The organism is Novosphingobium sp. BL-S-24, from assembly GCF_055521575.1.
Map to the genome: position 1 here is coordinate 171,766 of NZ_CM145488.1, position 19,199 is coordinate 190,964.

Sequence of the window (19,199 nt, forward strand, 5' to 3'; positions counted from 1 at the left end):
GTTTTCGCGGTTGCGGAACGCATAAGGCGCGGCAAATCGAATACAGGAGATCCCCGGCATGAGCGACGCGGTCTGGAAGAAGCTTCAGGAACTGGACAAACCGACGTTGAAGGCGTTGTTCGATTCCGACCCGGCCCGTCTGGATACCTTCTCCACGCGTTTCGAACTGGGGGATGAGGAGAGCTCGACCACCATCCACTTCGATTGGTCCAAGACCCACCTCGACGCCCCGCACATCGCAGCGTTCGAGGAACTGGCGACGGCGATGGACTTCGACGCTCGCCGTGCTGCGCTGTTCGCTGGCGACATCGTCAATCCCACCGAGGGGCGCGCTGCCGAGCACACCGCGCAGCGCGGTGTCGGCAAGGCGGAAAGCGTCGAACTTGCGGCTGAATATCACCACCGCATGGCGGCCATCGTCGAAGCGATCCATCGCGGCGCCATGGGTGAGGTGAAGCACCTCATCCACATCGGCATCGGCGGTTCCGCCCTTGGTCCGGCATTGGCCGTCGATGCCCTGGCGCGAGACGGTGCGCTGGTGAAGGTGCATGTCGTCTCGAACATCGACGGATGCGCCCTGGAGCAGACTTTCGAAGGTTGCGATCCGGCGACCACGATGCTGGCAGTTGCGTCCAAGACCTTCACCACGATCGAGACGATGACCAACGCGGAGAGCGCCATTGCGTGGCTGCGGGAAAATGGCGTCGAAGATCCGTATGGCCGTGTCGTCGCGCTGACCGCGTCGCCGGAGAAGGCGATGGAATGGGGTGTCGATGAAACGCGTATCCTGCCGTTCTCAGAGAGCGTCGGAGGGCGGTATTCGCTCTGGTCCTCCATCGGATTTCCCGTTGCCATGGCGCTGGGCTGGCCCGATTTCGCCGAGTTCCTTGCCGGTGCCGCCGCGATGGACGAGCATTTCCGCGATGCAAGCGGGGCCGACAACTTGCCTCTGCGGGCTGCGTTTGCCGATCAGTACTACACGCACCTGCGCGGCTGCCAGACCCGCGCGGTCTTTGCGTATGACGAGCGACTGGCGCTGCTTCCGGACTATCTGCAGCAGCTGGAGATGGAGTCGAACGGCAAGAGCGTGAAAGTCGATGGATCCCCCGTCGATGGCCCTACTGCGCCGATCACCTGGGGCGGTGTCGGCACAGATGCTCAACACGCGGTTTTCCAATTGCTACATCAGGGCACTAATCTGGTGCCGGTGGACTTCATTGCGTCCATCGCGCCGGGGCATGACCTTGCCATGGCGCATCATCGCATTTTGCTGTCGAACTGTTTTGCACAGGGCGCCGCGCTGATGGCTGGAAAGGCGAGTGAGGACCCGGCCCGCGCCTATCCGGGCGATCGCCCGTCCGCAACGATCCTGCTGGACGAGGTCAGCCCGGTAACGTTCGGGGCGCTGGTTGCCTTCCATGAACACCGCACTTTCGCGAATGCCGTGCTGATGGGCATCAATCCGTTCGACCAGTTCGGCGTGGAGCTTGGAAAGGAAATCGCCAAGCAGATCGAGCAGGGCGACACCAAGTTCGATCCATCGACCGAGGCGCTGCTCGCTCTTGCGGGGATCGGCTGAGGCGATAACCGCCGGGGCGCCATGTCCGCCCCGGCTTTACCTTTGGTCAGGCGCGAAATTCAAGGCCTTCGGACCAGTCCGGGCGAGCATCTGACGGCACAGCCGTTGCATTGTCTAGCGGCTGATTAAGCAGACGTGCGAGCAGGCGCTTGCCATCGTCCCAGCTGCCGAGACCCGAGTCCGCGTTGATGTGCCCGGCGTCTCCTGCATCGACGAAATCGCTTCCCCACTGCCTGGCAAGGTGCCGGGCAGTGTCAAACCCGATCCAGGGATCGTTTCGGCTGCCGACGAGGATCGACGGGAAAGGTAGGCTATCTGCAGGGGTGGGGGCAAACGCGGTAAGGCGATCGTCCCTCGGGAAAAAGTCCACCTCCGGCGGGGCGACCAGTAACGCACCCGCAACCGGGCTGGACCAGGCCGGCTGCTCGAACTTGGACCACCACGCGGTTAGAATGCAGCCCAGGCTGTGGGCGACAAGGATTACCGGTCGGCCAGCCCGGTGAATGGCGAGGTTCAGCCGGTTTATCCATGTATTGCGATGAGGCAGGTCCCAGCTGCCCAGATCGACAATCTGGCAATCATCAATTTCTTCCGCCCAGCGGCGCTGCCAGTGGCTGGGGCCGCTTCCATTCAGTCCAGGGACGAGGAGGATGAGCGGATTCTTTTCCGTTGACGAGACATTGAAAGCACGGGCCATCGTTGTTCTCCCATGATCGGTTGCCGCTCACTTCCGAGCTAGCGAATACCGCAATCTATATACTCAACTTAAAAGATTGACAATAGTTCCGTGGCTAAATGAGGTCAGGCCTCGACGAACGGAGACATGAGCGGGCTGCGGCTCCCTGCTGGCAATATCGTGCCCATCAGCCCATATGGCTGGCAACTGATCAGGAAAGCGGCGCGATACCGCCGCGAAGGAGCAACCGCGCATGGCCGACTACGACTACGATCTTTTCACCATCGGCGCCGGTTCGGGAGGGGTAAGGGCCAGTCGCGCATCTGCCGCTCTGGGTGCGCGAGTGGCGGTGGCAGAGGAGTTTCGGGTTGGCGGAACGTGCGTGATCAGAGGCTGTGTGCCCAAAAAGATGCTAGTCTACGGCGCGCACTTCGCCGAAGACTTGGAAGACGCCAAGCATTTTGGCTGGGATGTGGGAGAGTGCAAATTCGATTGGGTCAAGCTGCGCGATAACGTGCTTGGAGATGTCGATCGGTTGAATGGTCTCTATACTCAGACTCTGGAGAACAATAAGGTCGAGATCTTTCACGAACGCGCCACGATCACCGGGCCGAACGAAGTTACGTTGGCGAGCGGTGAAAAAAAGACGGCCAAGCATATCCTGATCGCCACGGGTGCTCGCCCTCATGTCCCCTCATGCCCGGGTCACGAACACGGCATCACGTCGAACGAGGCGTTCCATCTCGATGCGATCCCCAAGCGCGTGCTGATCGCCGGCGCAGGCTATATCGCCAATGAATTTGCGGGCATATTCCATCAGTTCGGGTCAAAGGTCACGTTGATGAATCGGTCTGACCAGTTGCTGCGCGGGTATGACGAATCGCTGCGCGATCGTCTGCTCCAGATCTCGATTACCAAGGGTATCGACTTTCGCTTCAACGCCGGCTTTGAAAAGATCGAGAAGAACGCAGATGGCACCTTGGTTGTTCATATGAGCAATCATGAGCCAATCGAGGTAGATTGCGTTTTGTTCGCCACGGGTCGGGTTCCCAACATCGAAGGGCTGGGCCTTGACGGAGTGGGTGTCGAGCTAAACGATAAGGGCGGCATCAAGGTCGATGAACATTCCCGCACCAATGTGACAAGCGTCTTCGCTGTGGGTGACGTAACAGATCGAGTGCAGCTAACCCCCGTTGCCATTCGCGAAGGGCAGGCGTTTGCCGATACGATCTTTGGTAGCAAGCCCACGACGGTGGACTATTCCTGCATTCCTTCTGCGGTGTTCAGCCACCCCCCGATCGCATCGGTAGGTTTGACCGAGGCCCAGGCCATGCAGCAGTATGGGACGGTAAAGGTCTATACGAGCGACTTTCGACCGATGAAGAACGTCGTCGCTCACCGCAACGAACGATCGCTCTACAAGATGGTTTGCGAAGGCCAGACTGAGCGGGTTCTTGGCATCCACATGATCGGACCGGAGGCGCCAGAAATCATGCAGGCTGCTGCCATCGCGGTGAAGGCCGGTCTGACCAAAGCAGATTTCGATGCCACAGTCGCGATTCACCCAACGATGTCGGAGGAGCTTGTACTATTGAAATAGGCTCTTCGGGGCGCGGGGCCGATGCCAGCGCGATTTATCACGTAATGGTTATCTGCAAATTTTGGACGCGATTATCTTAACCGGGCGATTAAAACGGTTGACCTGAGCTATCGCAAGTGCCTTAGCGGCGTCAGCATTTTTGTGCTGGTACTACTACGGGACAAGGGAATCCGGATGTCAGCAAACATTGCCGAAATGGAAAAGCGCCGGTCGGCGGCCAAGATGGGTGGCGGTCAGAAGCGGATCGATGCTCAGCACGCCAAGGGCAAGCTGACCGCACGCGAACGGCTTGAGGTTCTGCTCGACGAGGACAGCTTCGAAGAGATGGATCTTTACGTCGAGCATGACTGTGTCGATTTCGGTATGCAGGACCAGAAGATTCCCGGCGACGGTGTGGTCACCGGCTCGGGCACCATTAACGGTCGCCTCGTCTACGTGTTTAGCCAGGATTTCACCGTGTTCGGCGGTTCGCTCTCGGCCCGGCACGCGCAAAAGATCTGCAAGGTGATGGACGCCGCGATGCGCGTTGGTGCGCCGGTGATCGGCCTCAACGATTCGGGTGGTGCGCGCATTCAGGAAGGCGTCGCTTCGCTGGGCGGCTATGCCGACGTCTTCCAGCGCAACGTCCTGGCATCGGGGGTAGTGCCGCAGCTGTCGCTGATCATGGGGCCATGCGCGGGCGGCGCGGTGTATTCGCCAGCGATGACCGACTTCATCTTCATGGTGAAGGACAGTTCCTACATGTTCGTGACCGGGCCTGAAGTGGTCAAGACGGTGACAAACGAAGTCGTGACGCAGGAAGAACTGGGCGGCGCGATCACCCACTCCAGCAAGACCAGTGTGTCCGACCTGGCCCTGGAAAACGATATCGAAGCGCTGCTGGCTGCGCGCGATTTCTTCGACTTTCTGCCGTCGTCCAATCGCGACGACGTTCCCGAACGGCCTAGTGCCGATGCGTGGGACCGGTTGGAGCCGAGCCTCGACACGATCATTCCGCCATCGGCTAACCAGCCGTATGATATGCATGAAGTCATCCGCAAGACGGTGGATGAGGGCGAGTTCTTTGAACTGCAGCCGTTGCATGCCGGTAACATCATCATCGGCTTCGGTCGGGTGGAGGGCCGCACGGTGGGGATCGTCGCCAATCAGCCAATGGTGTTGGCTGGCGTTCTCGACATCAACTCATCCAAGAAAGCCGCCCGTTTCGTGCGCTTCTGCGATGCCTTCAACATTCCGCTGATAACGTTCGTCGACGTCCCCGGCTTCCTTCCTGGCACCGATCAGGAGCATAACGGCATCATCAAACACGGTGCCAAGTTGCTGTTCGCCTATGGTGAAGCAACCGTGCCGAAGATAACCGTGATCACGCGCAAGGCCTATGGCGGCGCGTATGATGTCATGAGCTCCAAGCACTTGCGCGGCGATCTGAACTACGCCTGGCCGACTGCGGAAATTGCCGTGATGGGCGCCAAGGGCGCGGTGGAAATCATTTTCCGAGGTCAGGATGCTGATGGCATCGCAGCAAAGACCAAGGAATATGAAGACCGGTTCGCCAATCCGTTCGTAGCGGCGAGCCGGGGCTACATCGATGAGGTGATTTACCCTCATTCGACCCGCAAGCGCATCGCCTTGGGCCTGCGCAAACTGCGGAACAAAAGCGTCGAAAATCCTTGGAAGAAGCACGACAACATCCCGCTGTGATGGGTCGCTGCTACTTGGGATAGTACCGTGATGGAGATCGGAGGCCGAATAGGTCCCGATCGACAAGCAAGGGATTGGAAGTCAGGTCATGGAAGACATCTTCATCGTCAGCGGCGTACGCACTGCAGTGGGCGACTTCGGCGGATCGCTAAAGAGTTTTTCGGCAGCGGAACTCGGCAGCATGGTCGCCACGGAAGCGTTGAAGCGCGCTGGTGTTGAGCCTGAAGCGGTCGAGCACGTGGTTATCGGCCAGGTGATGCCGACCAGCGCTCGCGACCAGATGCTCAGCCGCGTCATCGGCATCAATGCTGGCATTCCGGTTGCCGTGCCCGCTCTCACGCTCAACCGCTTGTGTGGCTCGGGCGTGCAGGCGATCGTGTCCGCCGCGCAAATGATGAAGCTGGGCGAAGCGTCAATAACGCTTGCGGGCGGCGCGGAGTCGATGTCGAACGTACCTTATCACGACCACGGCGTTCGCTGGGGCAAGAAAATGGGCGCCAACACGCAGGAAGACGCGCTGACGCTCGGTCTGTCGGACGCTATCGGCGGCTACCACATGGGCATCACCGCCGAGAACATGGCGACGCGCCATTGCGTCAGTCGTGAAGAGATGGACGGTCTTGCTGTAACCAGCCACGCCCGCGCCGCCCGTGCTATCGCCGAAGGGCGTTTCACGGACCAGATCCTTCCCGTCGAGGTAAAGACGCGCAAGGGTGTAACCGTGTTCGATACCGACGAACATGTCCGCGCCGATACGACTGCCGAAACGCTGGGCAAGATGAAGCCCGCCTTCAAGAAAGACGGATCGGTCACCGCCGGTAACGCCAGCGGAATCAACGACGGGTCCGCAGCCGTAGTTCTGGCGACGGGCTCGGAAGTCGAAAAGCGCGGTCTGCAACCGCTCGCACGCATTGTCGCGTGGGGTCACGCAGGCGTTGATCCCGAGTACATGGGCGAAGGTCCTATCCAGGCAGTGCCGATCGCTCTGAAACGCGCCGGGCTGTCGCTGAACCAAATGGATGTGATCGAAAGCAACGAGGCATTCGCCGCTCAGGCAGCGGCAGTGTCCAAGGCTCTGGGTTTTGACCCCGAGAAGGTCAATCCCAACGGGTCGGGTGTCTCCATCGGTCACCCAGTCGGCGCGACGGGATGCATGCTGACCATCAAATGCGCGTACGAACTGAAGCGCATCGGCGGCAAATACGGCCTTATCACCATGTGCATTGGCGGTGGGCAGGGGATAGCCCTGATCATCGAGAGCGTGGGACAGGCTGCATGAAGCTCGGCCGCCTCAACCACATTGGCGTGGCTACGCCGGACCTCGACGCTTCCATCGCGTTCTACAAGGACGTGATGGGAGCAACCGACGTCACCGAACCGTTCGTCTTGGAAAGTCAGCAGGTTCGCGTCTGTTTCGTGAACACGCCGGGCGAGGGTGGCACCTCCGGGACCCAGATTGAACTGCTGCAACCGACTGTTTCCGATTCCGCCGTGGGCAAATGGCTGGAAAAGAACCCGCTCGGTGGGCAGCATCACATCTGCTACGAAGTGCCCGACATAGCCGAGGCAAAAGCCTGGTTCGAAGGGCAAGGCAAGCGCGTGCTGGGTGAACCGCGCATCGGCGCTCACGGCACCATGATCTTTTTCGTCCATCCCAAGGATATGGGCGGTCAGCTGACCGAGATCATGGAAACGCCCAAGCACGGGCACTGAGTGCAGTAACTTCACGGCAATGGATTTTGGCGAGGCAAGGCGATGACTGACAAACCCACCATCGAGGCATGGCAGGCAGCGGCGACCAAGGAGGTCAAGGGCAAGGACCTCATCTGGGACACGCCCGAAGGCATCGCGGTAAAGCCGCTTTATACCGCCGATGATGTGTCGGTGGACCCGGGCCTTCCCGGTTTCGCGCCGTTTACGCGTGGCGTTCGCGCTTCGATGTACGCGGGCCGCCCGTGGACCATCCGCCAGTACGCTGGTTTCTCGACCGCGGAAGAATCGAACGCCTTCTATCGTCGCAATCTGGCGGCAGGCCAGAAAGGCCTTTCGGTCGCCTTTGACCTCGCCACACACCGTGGTTACGACTCCGATCACCCGCGTGTCGTCGGCGATGTCGGCAAGGCAGGCGTCGCCATCGACTCGGTCGAGGATATGAAGATCCTGTTCGACGGGATTCCGCTCGACAAGATGTCCGTATCGATGACGATGAACGGCGCGGTTATCCCGATCCTGGCTTTCTTCATTGTCGCCGGGGAAGAGCAGGGCGTCGATCGCAAGCTTCTCGACGGGACCATCCAGAACGACATTCTCAAGGAGTTCATGGTCCGCAATACCTACATCTACCCTCCCGAACCTTCGATGCGGATCATCTCGGACATCTTCGGCTATACGAGCCGCGAAATGCCGAAGTTCAACTCGATCTCGATCTCCGGCTATCACATGCAGGAAGCGGGCGCGACGCAGGTTCAGGAACTGGCCTTCACCATCGCCGATGGCGCAGAGTACGTGAAGTACGGCGTGGCATCCGGCCTTGACATCGACAAGTTTGCCGGGCGCCTGTCGTTCTTCTTCGCGATCGGCATGAACTTCTTCATGGAAGTGGCCAAGCTGCGCGCCGCGCGCGTGCTGTGGCACCGGGTGATGACCGAACTGGGCGCCAAGGACGAACGCTCCAAGATGCTGCGCACTCACTGCCAGACATCGGGTGTGTCGCTGCAGGAGCAGGATCCCTATAACAATGTCATCCGCACCACGATCGAGGCGATGGCATCGATGTTGGGCGGCACCCAGTCGCTTCACACCAACGCTTTGGACGAAGCGATCGCTTTGCCGACCGACTTCTCGGCGCGCATTGCTCGCAACACCCAGATCATCATCCAGGAAGAGACCGGCATGTGTAATGTCGTCGATCCGCTGGGTGGGTCCTACTATATCGAATCGCTGACGCACCAGTTGGTCGACCAGGCATGGGAGATCATCGAGCGCGTGCAGGCCGACGGTGGCATGGCCAAAGCGGTTGCCGCCGGGTGGCCCAAAGCGATGATTGAGACGGCAGCTGCCGCTCGCCAGGCGCGTGTCGATCGCGGCGATGACGTGATCGTGGGCGTCAATAAGTACCGCCTCGCTAACGAAGACCTGATCGAGACGCTCGAGGTGGATAACGCCAAAGTTCGCGAAGGTCAGATCGCTCGCATCAACAAGATGAAGGCGGAGCGCGACGAAGCGAAATGCCAAGCTGCATTGAAGGCGCTGAGCGCCGGTGCCGCAGCTTCCGCCAGCATCGAGAACAATCTTCTCGCGCTTGCGGTTGAAGCGGCTCGTGCCCGCGCAACGCTGGGCGAAATTTCGTCCGCCATGGAAGAGAGCTTTGAGCGTTACGGGACCCAGCCGACTCCGGTAAAAGGCGTGTACAGCGCCCCCTACGAAGGCGACAGTCGCTGGCAGCAGGTGCTCGACGGCGTGCAGGCGGTGGAACGCCGTCTGGGTCGCAAGCCTAAATTGCTCGTCGCCAAGATGGGCCAGGACGGTCATGATCGCGGCGCGAACGTCATCGCCTCGGCATTCGGCGACATGGGCTTCGACGTGGTGTCTGGCCCGCTGTTCCAGACGCCCGAGGAAACCGTAGTCCTCGCGCTTGATAATGAGGTCGATGTCGTTGGCGCGTCGAGCCTTGCCGCCGGGCACAAGACGCTGATCCCCGAACTGATCCAGCAGCTGCGCGATGCAGGGCGCAGCGACATCAAGGTTATCGCTGGCGGCGTGATCCCGGCCAAGGACTATGAATACCTGCGCAACTCCGGAGTCCAGGGCATCTACGGCCCGGGCTCAAACGTGGTCGAATGCGCGGCCGACGTGTTGCGCCTTCTGGGGCACAACATGCCTCCGCTCGGGTCCGAACTCCAGGCGGCCGAGTAACCACATGCTGGATCGAAGCTGTCCTTATGCCTATGGCGCCGGTATGGCGCCAATGCTCCATGAGGGCCGCTGAGGAACGACGATGACTGATACTTGCGTAACCGCCCGTACCGACTGGACCCGTGAGGAGATCGCGCAGCTCTTCGACCTGCCGTTTACCGAGTTGGTGTTCCGTGCGGCCGAAGTTCACCGCGCCAGCCATAAGGCGGACGAGGTTCAGCTGTCCACGCTGCTGTCGATCAAGACCGGCGGATGCGTGGAGGACTGCGGTTATTGCTCGCAATCGGTCAAGGCCGACAGCGGGGTGAAAGCGACCAGGCTGATGGAAGTTCAGCAAGTCTTGCAACGTGCCGCGCAGGCGGCGGACCAAGGCTCGACGCGGTTCTGCATGGGCGCGGCCTGGCGCAACCCCAAGGATCGAGACATGCCCGCCATCATCGAGATGGTGAAAGGCGTGCGCGCCATGGGTATGGAAACCTGCATGACGCTGGGCATGCTGACGCCGGAGCAGGCGGACATGTTGAGCGATGCGGGGCTCGATTACTATAATCATAACATCGATACCTCGCCCGAGCGCTATGATCAGGTGATCACCACGCGCACCATGGACGACCGTCTCGACACGCTGTCCAATGTGCGGATGGCGGGGATCAACGTGTGCTCTGGCGGGATCGTCGGCATGGGTGAGACCCGCGCCGATCGCGTGGGTTTCATTCACACGCTTGCTACGTTGCCGGACCATCCCCAGTCGGTGCCGGTGAACGCGCTGGTGCCGGTCAAGGGCACGGTACTGGGCGACATGCTGGCCGATACCCCGCTCGCCAAGATCGACGATGTTGAGTTCGTCCGCACCGTGGCCGTGGCCCGCATCACGATGCCGGGCTCCATGGTGCGCCTTTCGGCAGGGCGCGAGTCCATGTCCGAGATGACCCAGGCGATGTGCTTCATGGCCGGCGCAAACTCGATCTTCACGGGCGACAAGCTGCTCACCGCGCCGAATGCCGGTGACGACAGCGACATGGCGATGTTCGCGCGGCTTGGCCTCAAGCCGATGGCCATCGAAATGACGCCGCAGCAGGTGGAAGCCCAGCGAATGCCCAAGGGATGCGCGAAGCTGGAAGCTGCGGAATAGATTTGAATCAGACGCGGCCCGCGCGGGTCGGCGACGGAAATTTTGGAGGGTACGGGGTTGTTCAAGAAAATCCTCATCGCGAACCGGGGCGAGATCGCCTGCCGCGTCATCAAGACGGCGCGTCGCATGGGTATCCAGACCGTGGCGGTATATTCCGACGCTGATGCCCGTGCGCCGTTCGTGCAGATGGCCGATGAAGCCGTTCATATCGGTCCGGCTCCTGCCGCTCAGTCATACCTGATCGCCGACAAGATCATCGCCGCGTGCAAGCAAACCGGCGCTGAAGCCGTCCACCCCGGCTATGGCTTCCTGTCCGAGCGTACGTCGTTCGCTGAGGCACTCGCAGCCGAGGGAATCGAGTTCATCGGCCCTCCCGTAAACGCCATCGCGGCGATGGGTGACAAGATCGAATCCAAGAAGCTGGCCAAGGAAGCGGGCGTCAACGTCGTTCCCGGCTTCGTCGGAGAGATCGAGGATACCGAGCATGCCGTCCGTATCTCCGGTGAGATCGGGTATCCGGTGATGATGAAGGCCTCTGCTGGCGGCGGCGGCAAAGGCATGCGCCTCGCCTACAGTGAACAGGACGTGCGCGAAGGATTTGAGGCCGTAAAGCGTGAAGGGCTGAATTCCTTCGGCGACGATCGCGTGTTCATTGAGAAATTCATCCTCAATCCGCGTCACATCGAAATCCAGATCCTGGGCGACAAGCACGGCAACATCCTTTACCTGAACGAGCGTGAGTGCTCCATCCAGCGCCGCCACCAGAAGGTCGTCGAAGAAGCGCCATCGCCTTTCGTGACCCCGGCCATGCGCAAGGCGATGGGCGAGCAATGTGTCGCCTTGTCGCGAGCGGTGGGCTACTACTCGGCAGGCACGGTCGAACTCATCGTCTCTGGTGCTGACCCGACCGGCGAGAGCTTCTATTTCCTCGAAATGAACACCCGGCTCCAGGTGGAACACCCGGTTACCGAGGCGATCACTGGAGTTGATCTGGTCGAGCAGATGATCCGCGTGGCTGCTGGCGAGAAGCTGGCGATCACGCAGGATGATGTAAAGATCGATGGCTGGGCCATTGAAAACCGCGTCTATGCAGAAGACCCCTATCGTGGCTTCCTGCCGTCCACGGGACGTCTTGCGCGCTACAATCCGCCGGTCGAGGGCTGGACCGAGGACGAGGATGCCAATGGGCGTCGCGGCGTCGATGGCGTGCGCGTGGACGACGGCGTCTATGAGGGCGGCGAAGTCTCCATGTTCTATGACCCGATGATCGCCAAGCTGATCACCTGGGGCGAAACGCGGGACGAAGCGGCTGATAAGCAGATCGCCGCGCTCGACGCGTTCGAGATCGAGGGGCTGGGCCACAATATCGACTTCGTGTCTGCGATCATGCAACATCCCCGCTTCCGCTCGGGTGAGTTGACGACCGGCTTTATCGCGGAAGAATATCCCGAAGGCTTCCATGGTGCGCCGGCATCGGATGATCTCAAGATCAAGCTGGCTGCCGTCGCCGCGTTCATTGCCACGGCTCGGGCCGACCGGTCACGCCGTGTCGAAGGTCAACTCGGCACCCCGCTCGACCCGCCGGGTGAGTGGACGGTCACGATCGACGGCGCTACCTTTGTGGTTGAACTCGATGAAGACCTGCTGACCGTCAATGGCGAGGAAGTGGAACTCGAACTGGAGTACACTCCCGGTGATCGTTTCGTCGATGCCGAGGTCGATGGCGAAGACCTGACGCTCAAGCTCGAGACCACCCGCACCGGTTTCAAGATGACGACGCGCGGCGCCATTCACAAGGTCGCATGCCTGCCGACCCGGATTGCTCCGCTCACCGATCACATGATCGAAAAGATCCCGCCAGATCTGTCGCGCTTCCTTATCTGTCCGATGCCGGGCTTGCTCGTGGCGCTGCATGTGGGCGAAGGCGATAAGGTCGAAGCCGGACAACCTCTCGCGGTGGTGGAAGCCATGAAGATGGAAAATATCCTACGCGCCGAAAAGTCCGGAACGGTGAAATCGCTGAATGCAAAGGCCGGCGACAGCCTTGCGGTCGATGCTATTATCCTCGAGATGGAATGACGTGCATCTGGACCATGATCCTGACGAGCCGATAGGCGGAACCATCGATTTCGACGAATTCCTGAAGGTCGACATCCGCGTTGGCACCATCGTCGCGGCAGAGGTTCATGAAGGAGCGCGCAAGCCGAGCTATCGTCTCCGCATCGATTTCGGAATGGGTATCGGTGAGAAGAAGAGTGTTGGCCAGGTGGCTGCGCTCTACTCACCCGACCAACTGGTGGGGAGGCAGGTGGCTGCCGTGGTGAACTTTCCGCCCCGCCAGATCGGCAAGGCGGTTTCCGAAGTATTGACGGTCGGATTCGCGGACGAGGAGGGGCGGGTGGTGCTGTTCTCGCCAGACTCTGCGGTACCAAACGGGGCCCGGCTGTTCTAATGACTTCGTTTGCTCAATTGCTGGCTGACGCTGACAGAATAGCAGACGGCATCGAAATCGACGTTCCTGACACGTGGAACCAGGGGCGTACGGCATTTGGCGGCTTTTCCTCAGCTCTTTGCCTGGCCGTCGCGCAGCAGGTCGGAGGGCCGGACCTTCCCGCTTTGCGATCCGGGCAACTGGCGATGATGGCACCAGTGGCTGGACGCGTTCGCGCTACAGCACGGATCGAACGGCAGGGACGGAACGCTACTTGGATATCCGCCCGGATTGACGACGAAAAGGGCTTGGCGTTCAGCGCCAACTTTGTCTTCATGCGCGCCATCGCCAGTTCGTTGTCAGTGAATGACCGAGCACCGCCGTCGGGGTTGATCATACCGGAAAGATCGCATGTGACGTCGTTTCCCTCAGGGACGCCGGCTTTCATCCGGAACCATCTGGATATCTGCGAGGCGTTTCCTCAGGATGGCCAAAAGCCGCTGCCGGATATCTGGCGGTGGGTACGTCTCCGGGACCGGGACGCACTTGATCCATTGGTGGAACTGCTGTTGATCGGCGATGCCTTGCCACCTGCGGTTCTGGCTTTGGGATCGGGTATGATCCCCTTGTCGACGATGCACTGGCAGGTGTCGATCCTGACCGCACTTCCCACTACGAAAGACGGCTGGTGGTTGCTCCGATCAATCAGTGATTACGCTGAGAACGGTTGCTCCAGCCAAGTGGAAGGCATCTGGAACATGGATGGATCCGCGATGATGGCCAGTATGCAATCGGTAGCGCTATTCGCCTGATCGGCGAAGGCACTCAAGCCACGTTGGGTGTCGACAGGCTGCGACGACGGAACAGCGTCTCGACGTGCTCGGCCGACATCGGGCGTCCGAAGAAATATCCCTGGATCTTGCGACACCCAAGTTCGCGGATGACCTCTACCTGTCTTTCGGTCTCCGCGCCTTCTGCCGTTGTCGACATGCCCAGGCTGTCCGCCATAGCGACGACCGCGCGTATGATCGCGAGGCTCTCGGGATTGCCGGTGGCCGCCCCTTGAACGAAGGAGCGATCCACCTTGATCGTCGAAAAGCGTAGCTTGCGCAGATAGCCGAGTGAGGAATAGCCAGTGCCGAAATCATCCAGCGCCACTCCGCAACCCAGCGCCATTATCTGCTCAAGCGCCGTGCGCGCGAGGGTTGCGTCCCGCAGGAATATGCTCTCCGTAACCTCGATCTCGAGGCGGTTCGCAGGCAGGCCGCTGGATGAAAGCGCGCCCACCACGCTCGCTACGAAATGCGCGTCGAGCAGTTGTTCGCCGGACACGTTGACGGCAACCCGGACATGCGTCGGCCAGTTCATGGCCTCTCTGCAGGCTTGACGCAGAACCCATTCACCAATGGGCACAATCAGGCGGGTATCCTCTGCCAGCGGGACAAATTTTGCCGGGCTGATGGATCCATGCTCCACGCTATGCCATCGTAGAAGTGCTTCGAAACTCACGATGCCCTCTGTCTGAGCATCAACTACCGGTTGATAAACCACGTGGAATTCTTCGAGCTCCAAAGCCCGCCGCAGGGCGGATTCCAACTGACGCCGCTCTTCGGCATGAGCATGAAGCGCTGGCTCGTAAACGCGGTGGGTATTACCGCCGAGATCCTTCGCGCGATATAGCGCGAGATCGGCGTTGCGCATTAACGTCTCTACTGTCGAACCATCGGGAGGCCCAATGGCAGAGCCAATGGAGGCTCCCACAAACAGCGTATGATGATCGATATCGTACGGTTGGGACAAGCGACGTATGATGCGGGAGGCCACTTCATCGACGTACTTTGTGTCCGCAGCGTCACGGATCACGATGGCGAATTCATCCCCGCCGAGACGGCCACACAGTTCGTTCGAGGTCATTTCCTCATTCAGGCGTTCAGATACACGGGCAAGCAGTTGATCGCCCACGTGGTGACCCAATGTATCATTCACCGCCTTGAATCGGTCGAGATCGATCATCAAAAATGCGCAACGCGTGCGCCATCGTTCCGCATAGGCCAGCGCGGCAGCCATCGTTTCGGTCAGCATTACGCGGTTGGGCAGGCCCGTCAGCGTATCGTATCGGGCAAGCCAGGCTATCTTGTCCGCGTTTTCGCGTGCTTCCGTCACATCCGATCCGACACCTCGAAAGCCGTCGAATACGCCGTTCTCACTTATCCGCGGTGTACCCGAGAGCTCCCACCAACGCGTCTGGTGCCCGATCGTCACCTGCACGAGAAGGCTGGAAAAGTACTCTCTGCGCTTCAGCCGGTCGGCCAGATCCCGAAGGCTGTCGGCAAAATCTCCTGTTGCCCAAGCCTGCCCGGATATGAGCTGCATCAACGGCAACCCTTCGATGTCGGCAGCGTCGCGATCCAACGCAAAGGCAAAGCGTGGTGAAACGGAACGGACGCGTCGTGATGTATCGATCTGCCAAAGCCAGTCCGCCTGGCCTTCCTGAAACTCACGGAGCAGCAGAGAGACGACTTCGTCCTTCTCGGCCAGGCCTGCCTGTGCGATCTGAGTTCCCAGATAGCGACGGCCACCCTCGATCGCACCAAGCATAACGATGCCAAGAAACAGCAGTGCTATTGTCGCCATCTCATAGCTGGCAGTGAGCGCAAAGCTGACGGCCGCCGCGCCTCCGACAATTATCGAAAAGAGGATCGTGGTTATTGGCATCGCCGGCAACAGGATTACGGACGACACCATCAACATGGCGTGGACGGTCCATATCTGGACACCGTCCCCTGGAGGCTTGACCCATGCGACGGCGAACAGGGGGAGCGCCCAAGTCATTCCACTCGTGACGGGGACGATCATCTGAGCGCGGCGTTCGATAGGCGTCAGATCCCTACGCTCTGCATCAGCGAAAGATCGGTCTACCCGCCAACCGTACCACACGGTGATCCCGACAAGTATGAGCCAAGCACCTATGGCGAGATGATCAGTCTTTCCGACTAGCAGCATGGACGTGGCAAGGGCGGCAGCAGCCTGCATGGCCGTGCGCATGGGCGCGGAACGCCTAAGGGTTGCAAACTGAATTCCGCGCAGTCTCGCCCAGTCTCCGTCAGCCGGATCAGCCAGACCAAGCAGGGCGAGAACTGTCAGCTCCGATGGCAGAGCCTTGGTGGCGGGGGTCCTTGCATTCACTCGCCAAGGGTACCGGCCAAGTATTAGCAGCAGGTTAAGTGGGCCGGCATAGACGTTAGCTATTCCACAGTTACGCTCTTGGCGAGATTTCGGGGCTGATCCACGTCCGTCCCCTTAACGCAGGCGACGTGATACGCCAGCAGTTGGACTGGCACCGCATAGACCAACGGCGCAATAAGTGGGTGGACTTGCGGCATTTCGATTGTCGCAATGCACCCGTCACCTGCTTCGGCGATACCCTGAGCATCGGAAATCAGAACGACCTTTCCGCCACGCGCCCGAACTTCCTGCATGTTGCTGACCGTCTTCTCGAAAAGCGGCCCCGAAGGTGCAAGGACGATCACTGGTACGTTTTCGTCAATCAGCGCAATCGGCCCATGCTTCATCTCGCCTGAGGCATAACCTTCGGCGTGGATGTAGCTGATTTCCTTGAGCTTGAGTGCGCCCTCAAGAGCCAGCGGGAAGTCCGGGCCGCGACCCAGATAAAGAACGTCGCGCGCCGGGGCGATCAGGTGCGCCATGGTCGCGATCTCCTCGTCATGGTTCAGGGCCGCATTCAGGCTGGCCGGCGTTTCGAGCAAGTGCTGAACCACGGCAACTTCGTCCGACCGGTCCATACGACCGCGTTTGACGGCCAAGTGAGCCGCGAGCGCAGCCAGCACTGCCAGCTGGCACGAAAACGCTTTGGTCGATGCGACACCGATTTCGGGGCCGGCATGAGTGGGGAGTAGCAGGTCCGCTTCGCGTGCCATGGTACTGGTCGGGACGTTGACGACAACGGCGATTGTCTGTCCGGCTGCCTTGCAGTGTCGCAATGCGGCCAGCGTGTCGGCGGTCTCGCCAGACTGTGAGATAAAGAGCGCGAGCCCACCATTTTCGAGCACGGGGTCTCGATAGCGGAACTCGGATGCCACATCGATGTCGACTGGCAGACGTGCGAACGTCTCGATCCAATACTTGGCGACCATTCCGGCATAATAGCTGGTGCCACATGCAACGATGGTGATGCGTCGGATGGCGGACAGGTCGAAGTCGATTTGGGGCAGGGCGATCGACTGATCGACCTGGCGAATATAGGACTTCAGGGTCTGGGCGACGACGGTCGGCTGCTCGAAGATTTCCTTCTGCATGAAGTGGCGGTAGTTGCCCTTTTCGATCTCCACCGCGGATGCGCCCGAAGCAACGATCTCACGCTCGACACGGTTGTTCTGAGCATCGTAGATCTGCGCGCCTTCCCGCCTGATGACCACCCAATCACCTTCCTCGAGGTAAGTGATGCGCTGCGTCAACGGCGCGAGAGCCAAGGCATCCGAACCAAGATACGTTTCGCCTTCGCCGTAGCCGACTACCAAAGGCGAGCCGAGCCGTGCCCCGATCAGCATGTCGGGATAACGACGAAACGCGATAGCCAGTGCAAACGCGCCGCGAAGCTGCGGCAGCACCTGCTTGACCGCCTCTTCCGGCTCCATGCCAGCTTCAACTTGTTCCGAAACCAAGTGGGCGACGACTTCCGTATCCGTCTGGCTCTCGAATGTCCGTCCGCGCGATTCGAGGCTTTCGCGAAGCGGCTTAAAGTTCTCGATGATCCCGTTGTGGACCAAGGCGAGTTCGGACGTGGCGTGCGGATGGGCATTGGCAGCGGTGGGTGCGCCGTGCGTGGCCCAGCGGGTGTGCGCGATGCCAGTGAGGCCGGGCGCGGGGTCTCCCTTCAAGACCTCAACCAGGTTTACGAGCTTGCCTTCCGCACGGCGGCGGACCAGGCGGCTTTCGAAAATCGTGCAGACGCCGGCACTGTCGTACCCGCGATATTCCATCCGCTTCAAACCATCGACCAAACGGTCTGCTACGGGTTCCTTGCCGACGATGCCGATAATGCCACACATTGCGGATATGCCTTAGCGAGAGAAAACATAGGGCCGGAGAGCGCCGCTGGTAAACGGTCGCTCGGCTGATTTGGGTGGCGCGATATAGCCGACCACACCCGGCGTCCAGACGATTTGCGTTGAAAAGCGCGCTCGCTTCTCGGTTGCTTCTTCCTTTCGGATCAAAGCGCTTGCGGTGAAGTTGTACGAGCCGCGACGAGGCGGCTTGCCAAACTGCACAGCATCGATACTCTCACACTATTAACGGACACTGTTTGACGATCGGCCTTTCAAGAGGCTTGGCAAAGACCAGCGCGGCAGGATGTTTCGGGAGAGGAAAATTGATGAGCGCACGAATCGCGTATTCCGCCCTGCTTTCCCTGGCCTTTGCAGGGACAGCATATGCCAATCCGTCAGCCGGGGAGGGTGGGGCATCCGTTTCTGCCGCACCAGTGATATTGCTGGCCGCCGCTTTCGATTCCGGTACGCAGAAAGAAGCGACCATCGATACGAGCAAGCAGGTCAAGCAGGCGTTCGATCTCATTCGTCGCGGCAAACAGGCACAGGCCGTACAACTGTTCGATACGGTCATCGCCCGCAGCGAAAGGCGTCTTACCAAAGATACCCGTCCGCGACTCTGTCAGGCAGGGAATGTCGCGGCTCATAGCAGTTCGGTTGCCGTAGATCCGGCGATATGCGAGGCGCATTTCGGCAAGGGTTATGCACTGATCGACCTCGGGCGTGGCGATCTTGCGGAAGCGGAGTTAGGGCGCGCCACCACCATGGCGCCGGGTGACGCCCATTTTGCCAACGAATATGCAGAACTGTTCAAGTCCCGGCGTAACTGGAAGGCAAGCTACGATAATTTCGCCCGGGCCTGGTCGGTTGTAGACAAGTCGACATCCGGACCCGATGCCGCGATTGCTGCGCGCGCCCTTCGCGGCATGGGTTTCAATCAGGCCGCGATGGGGCACTACGATGAGGCTGAAAAACTGTACCGTCAGTCGCTTCAATACGATCCGAAAAGCGTGATTGCTTCTGCGGAATTGGGCAATATCTCCCGACGGAAAGCGATCGGATCGTAAAGTGTTTTACGCTGCTTAACGTGGCAAGGGGT

At 60.1% G+C, this 19,199-nt stretch carries 14 protein-coding genes; 11 read left to right on the forward strand and 3 right to left on the reverse strand.

Features of this window, described 5'->3' with window-relative positions; all coding sequences use genetic code 11:
* The first annotated feature begins 58 nt into the window (after nucleotides 1-58).
* Nucleotides 59-1,579, forward strand: a complete 1,521-nt coding sequence (gene pgi / locus ACZ1JM_RS06035; protein WP_465133937.1) for a glucose-6-phosphate isomerase — start codon at nucleotides 59-61, stop codon at nucleotides 1,577-1,579.
* A gap of 46 nt (nucleotides 1,580-1,625) precedes the next feature.
* Here pgi and ACZ1JM_RS06040 read toward each other — a convergent pair whose 3' ends face one another.
* Complete coding sequence (locus tag ACZ1JM_RS06040) at nucleotides 1,626-2,276, reverse strand: RBBP9/YdeN family alpha/beta hydrolase (protein ID WP_465133938.1); 651 nt, start codon at nucleotides 2,274-2,276, stop codon at nucleotides 1,626-1,628.
* Nucleotides 2,277-2,508: 232 nt separating this feature from the next.
* Between ACZ1JM_RS06040 and gor the strand changes: the two genes are divergently transcribed.
* The 9 genes from gor (at nucleotide 2,509) to ACZ1JM_RS06085 (ending at nucleotide 13,846) form a co-directional block, all read left to right on the forward strand.
* The gene (gene gor, locus ACZ1JM_RS06045) at nucleotides 2,509-3,855 is read left to right on the forward strand and encodes a glutathione-disulfide reductase (RefSeq protein ID WP_465133939.1); all 1,347 of its coding nucleotides are present in this window, start codon (nucleotides 2,509-2,511) and stop codon (nucleotides 3,853-3,855) included.
* A gap of 174 nt (nucleotides 3,856-4,029) precedes the next feature.
* Nucleotides 4,030-5,556, forward strand: a complete 1,527-nt coding sequence (locus ACZ1JM_RS06050) for an acyl-CoA carboxylase subunit beta (protein WP_465133940.1) — start codon at nucleotides 4,030-4,032, stop codon at nucleotides 5,554-5,556.
* Nucleotides 5,557-5,644: 88 nt separating this feature from the next.
* Nucleotides 5,645-6,835 carry a beta-ketothiolase BktB gene (gene bktB, locus ACZ1JM_RS06055; RefSeq protein WP_465133941.1) on the forward strand — a complete coding sequence of 397 codons (1,191 nt, stop codon included), beginning with the start codon at nucleotides 5,645-5,647 and terminating at the stop codon, nucleotides 6,833-6,835.
* The gene (gene mce / locus ACZ1JM_RS06060) at nucleotides 6,832-7,269 is read left to right on the forward strand and encodes a methylmalonyl-CoA epimerase (protein ID WP_465133942.1); all 438 of its coding nucleotides are present in this window, start codon (nucleotides 6,832-6,834) and stop codon (nucleotides 7,267-7,269) included. The genes bktB and mce overlap by 4 nt, the downstream gene beginning before the upstream one ends.
* A 42-nt stretch (nucleotides 7,270-7,311) precedes the next feature.
* Complete coding sequence (scpA, locus tag ACZ1JM_RS06065; RefSeq protein WP_465133943.1) at nucleotides 7,312-9,471, forward strand: methylmalonyl-CoA mutase; 2,160 nt, start codon at nucleotides 7,312-7,314, stop codon at nucleotides 9,469-9,471.
* Between the two features lie 82 nt (nucleotides 9,472-9,553).
* Nucleotides 9,554-10,603 (forward strand): biotin synthase BioB, encoded by a 1,050-nt coding sequence (bioB, locus tag ACZ1JM_RS06070; RefSeq protein ID WP_465133944.1) that lies wholly within the window; start codon nucleotides 9,554-9,556, stop codon nucleotides 10,601-10,603.
* Between the two features lie 57 nt (nucleotides 10,604-10,660).
* Nucleotides 10,661-12,682, forward strand: coding sequence for an ATP-binding protein (locus ACZ1JM_RS06075; protein WP_465133945.1), 2,022 nt, complete (start codon nucleotides 10,661-10,663; stop codon nucleotides 12,680-12,682).
* A 1-nt stretch (nucleotide 12,683) separates the two neighbouring features.
* On the forward strand, nucleotides 12,684-13,055 hold the full coding sequence (locus tag ACZ1JM_RS06080) for a tRNA-binding protein (protein WP_465133946.1): 372 nt from the start codon (nucleotides 12,684-12,686) through the stop codon (nucleotides 13,053-13,055).
* Complete coding sequence (locus ACZ1JM_RS06085) at nucleotides 13,055-13,846, forward strand: thioesterase family protein (RefSeq protein WP_465133947.1); 792 nt, start codon at nucleotides 13,055-13,057, stop codon at nucleotides 13,844-13,846. Before ACZ1JM_RS06080 ends, ACZ1JM_RS06085 begins: the two co-directional genes overlap by 1 nt.
* A 13-nt stretch (nucleotides 13,847-13,859) precedes the next feature.
* On the opposite strand, the gene ACZ1JM_RS06090 is transcribed toward ACZ1JM_RS06085, so the two are convergent.
* The gene (locus ACZ1JM_RS06090) at nucleotides 13,860-16,079 is read right to left on the reverse strand and encodes a putative bifunctional diguanylate cyclase/phosphodiesterase (protein WP_465133948.1); all 2,220 of its coding nucleotides are present in this window, start codon (nucleotides 16,077-16,079) and stop codon (nucleotides 13,860-13,862) included.
* Nucleotides 16,080-16,279: 200 nt separating this feature from the next.
* Nucleotides 16,280-18,103 carry a glutamine--fructose-6-phosphate transaminase (isomerizing) gene (gene glmS / locus ACZ1JM_RS06095; RefSeq protein WP_465133949.1) on the reverse strand — a complete coding sequence of 608 codons (1,824 nt, stop codon included), beginning with the start codon at nucleotides 18,101-18,103 and terminating at the stop codon, nucleotides 16,280-16,282.
* 431 nt (nucleotides 18,104-18,534) lie between these two features.
* On the opposite strand from glmS, the gene ACZ1JM_RS06100 reads away from it, so the two are divergent.
* Nucleotides 18,535-19,167 (forward strand): tetratricopeptide repeat protein, encoded by a 633-nt coding sequence (locus tag ACZ1JM_RS06100; protein WP_465134994.1) that lies wholly within the window; start codon nucleotides 18,535-18,537, stop codon nucleotides 19,165-19,167.
* Nucleotides 19,168-19,199: the final 32 nt, after the last annotated feature.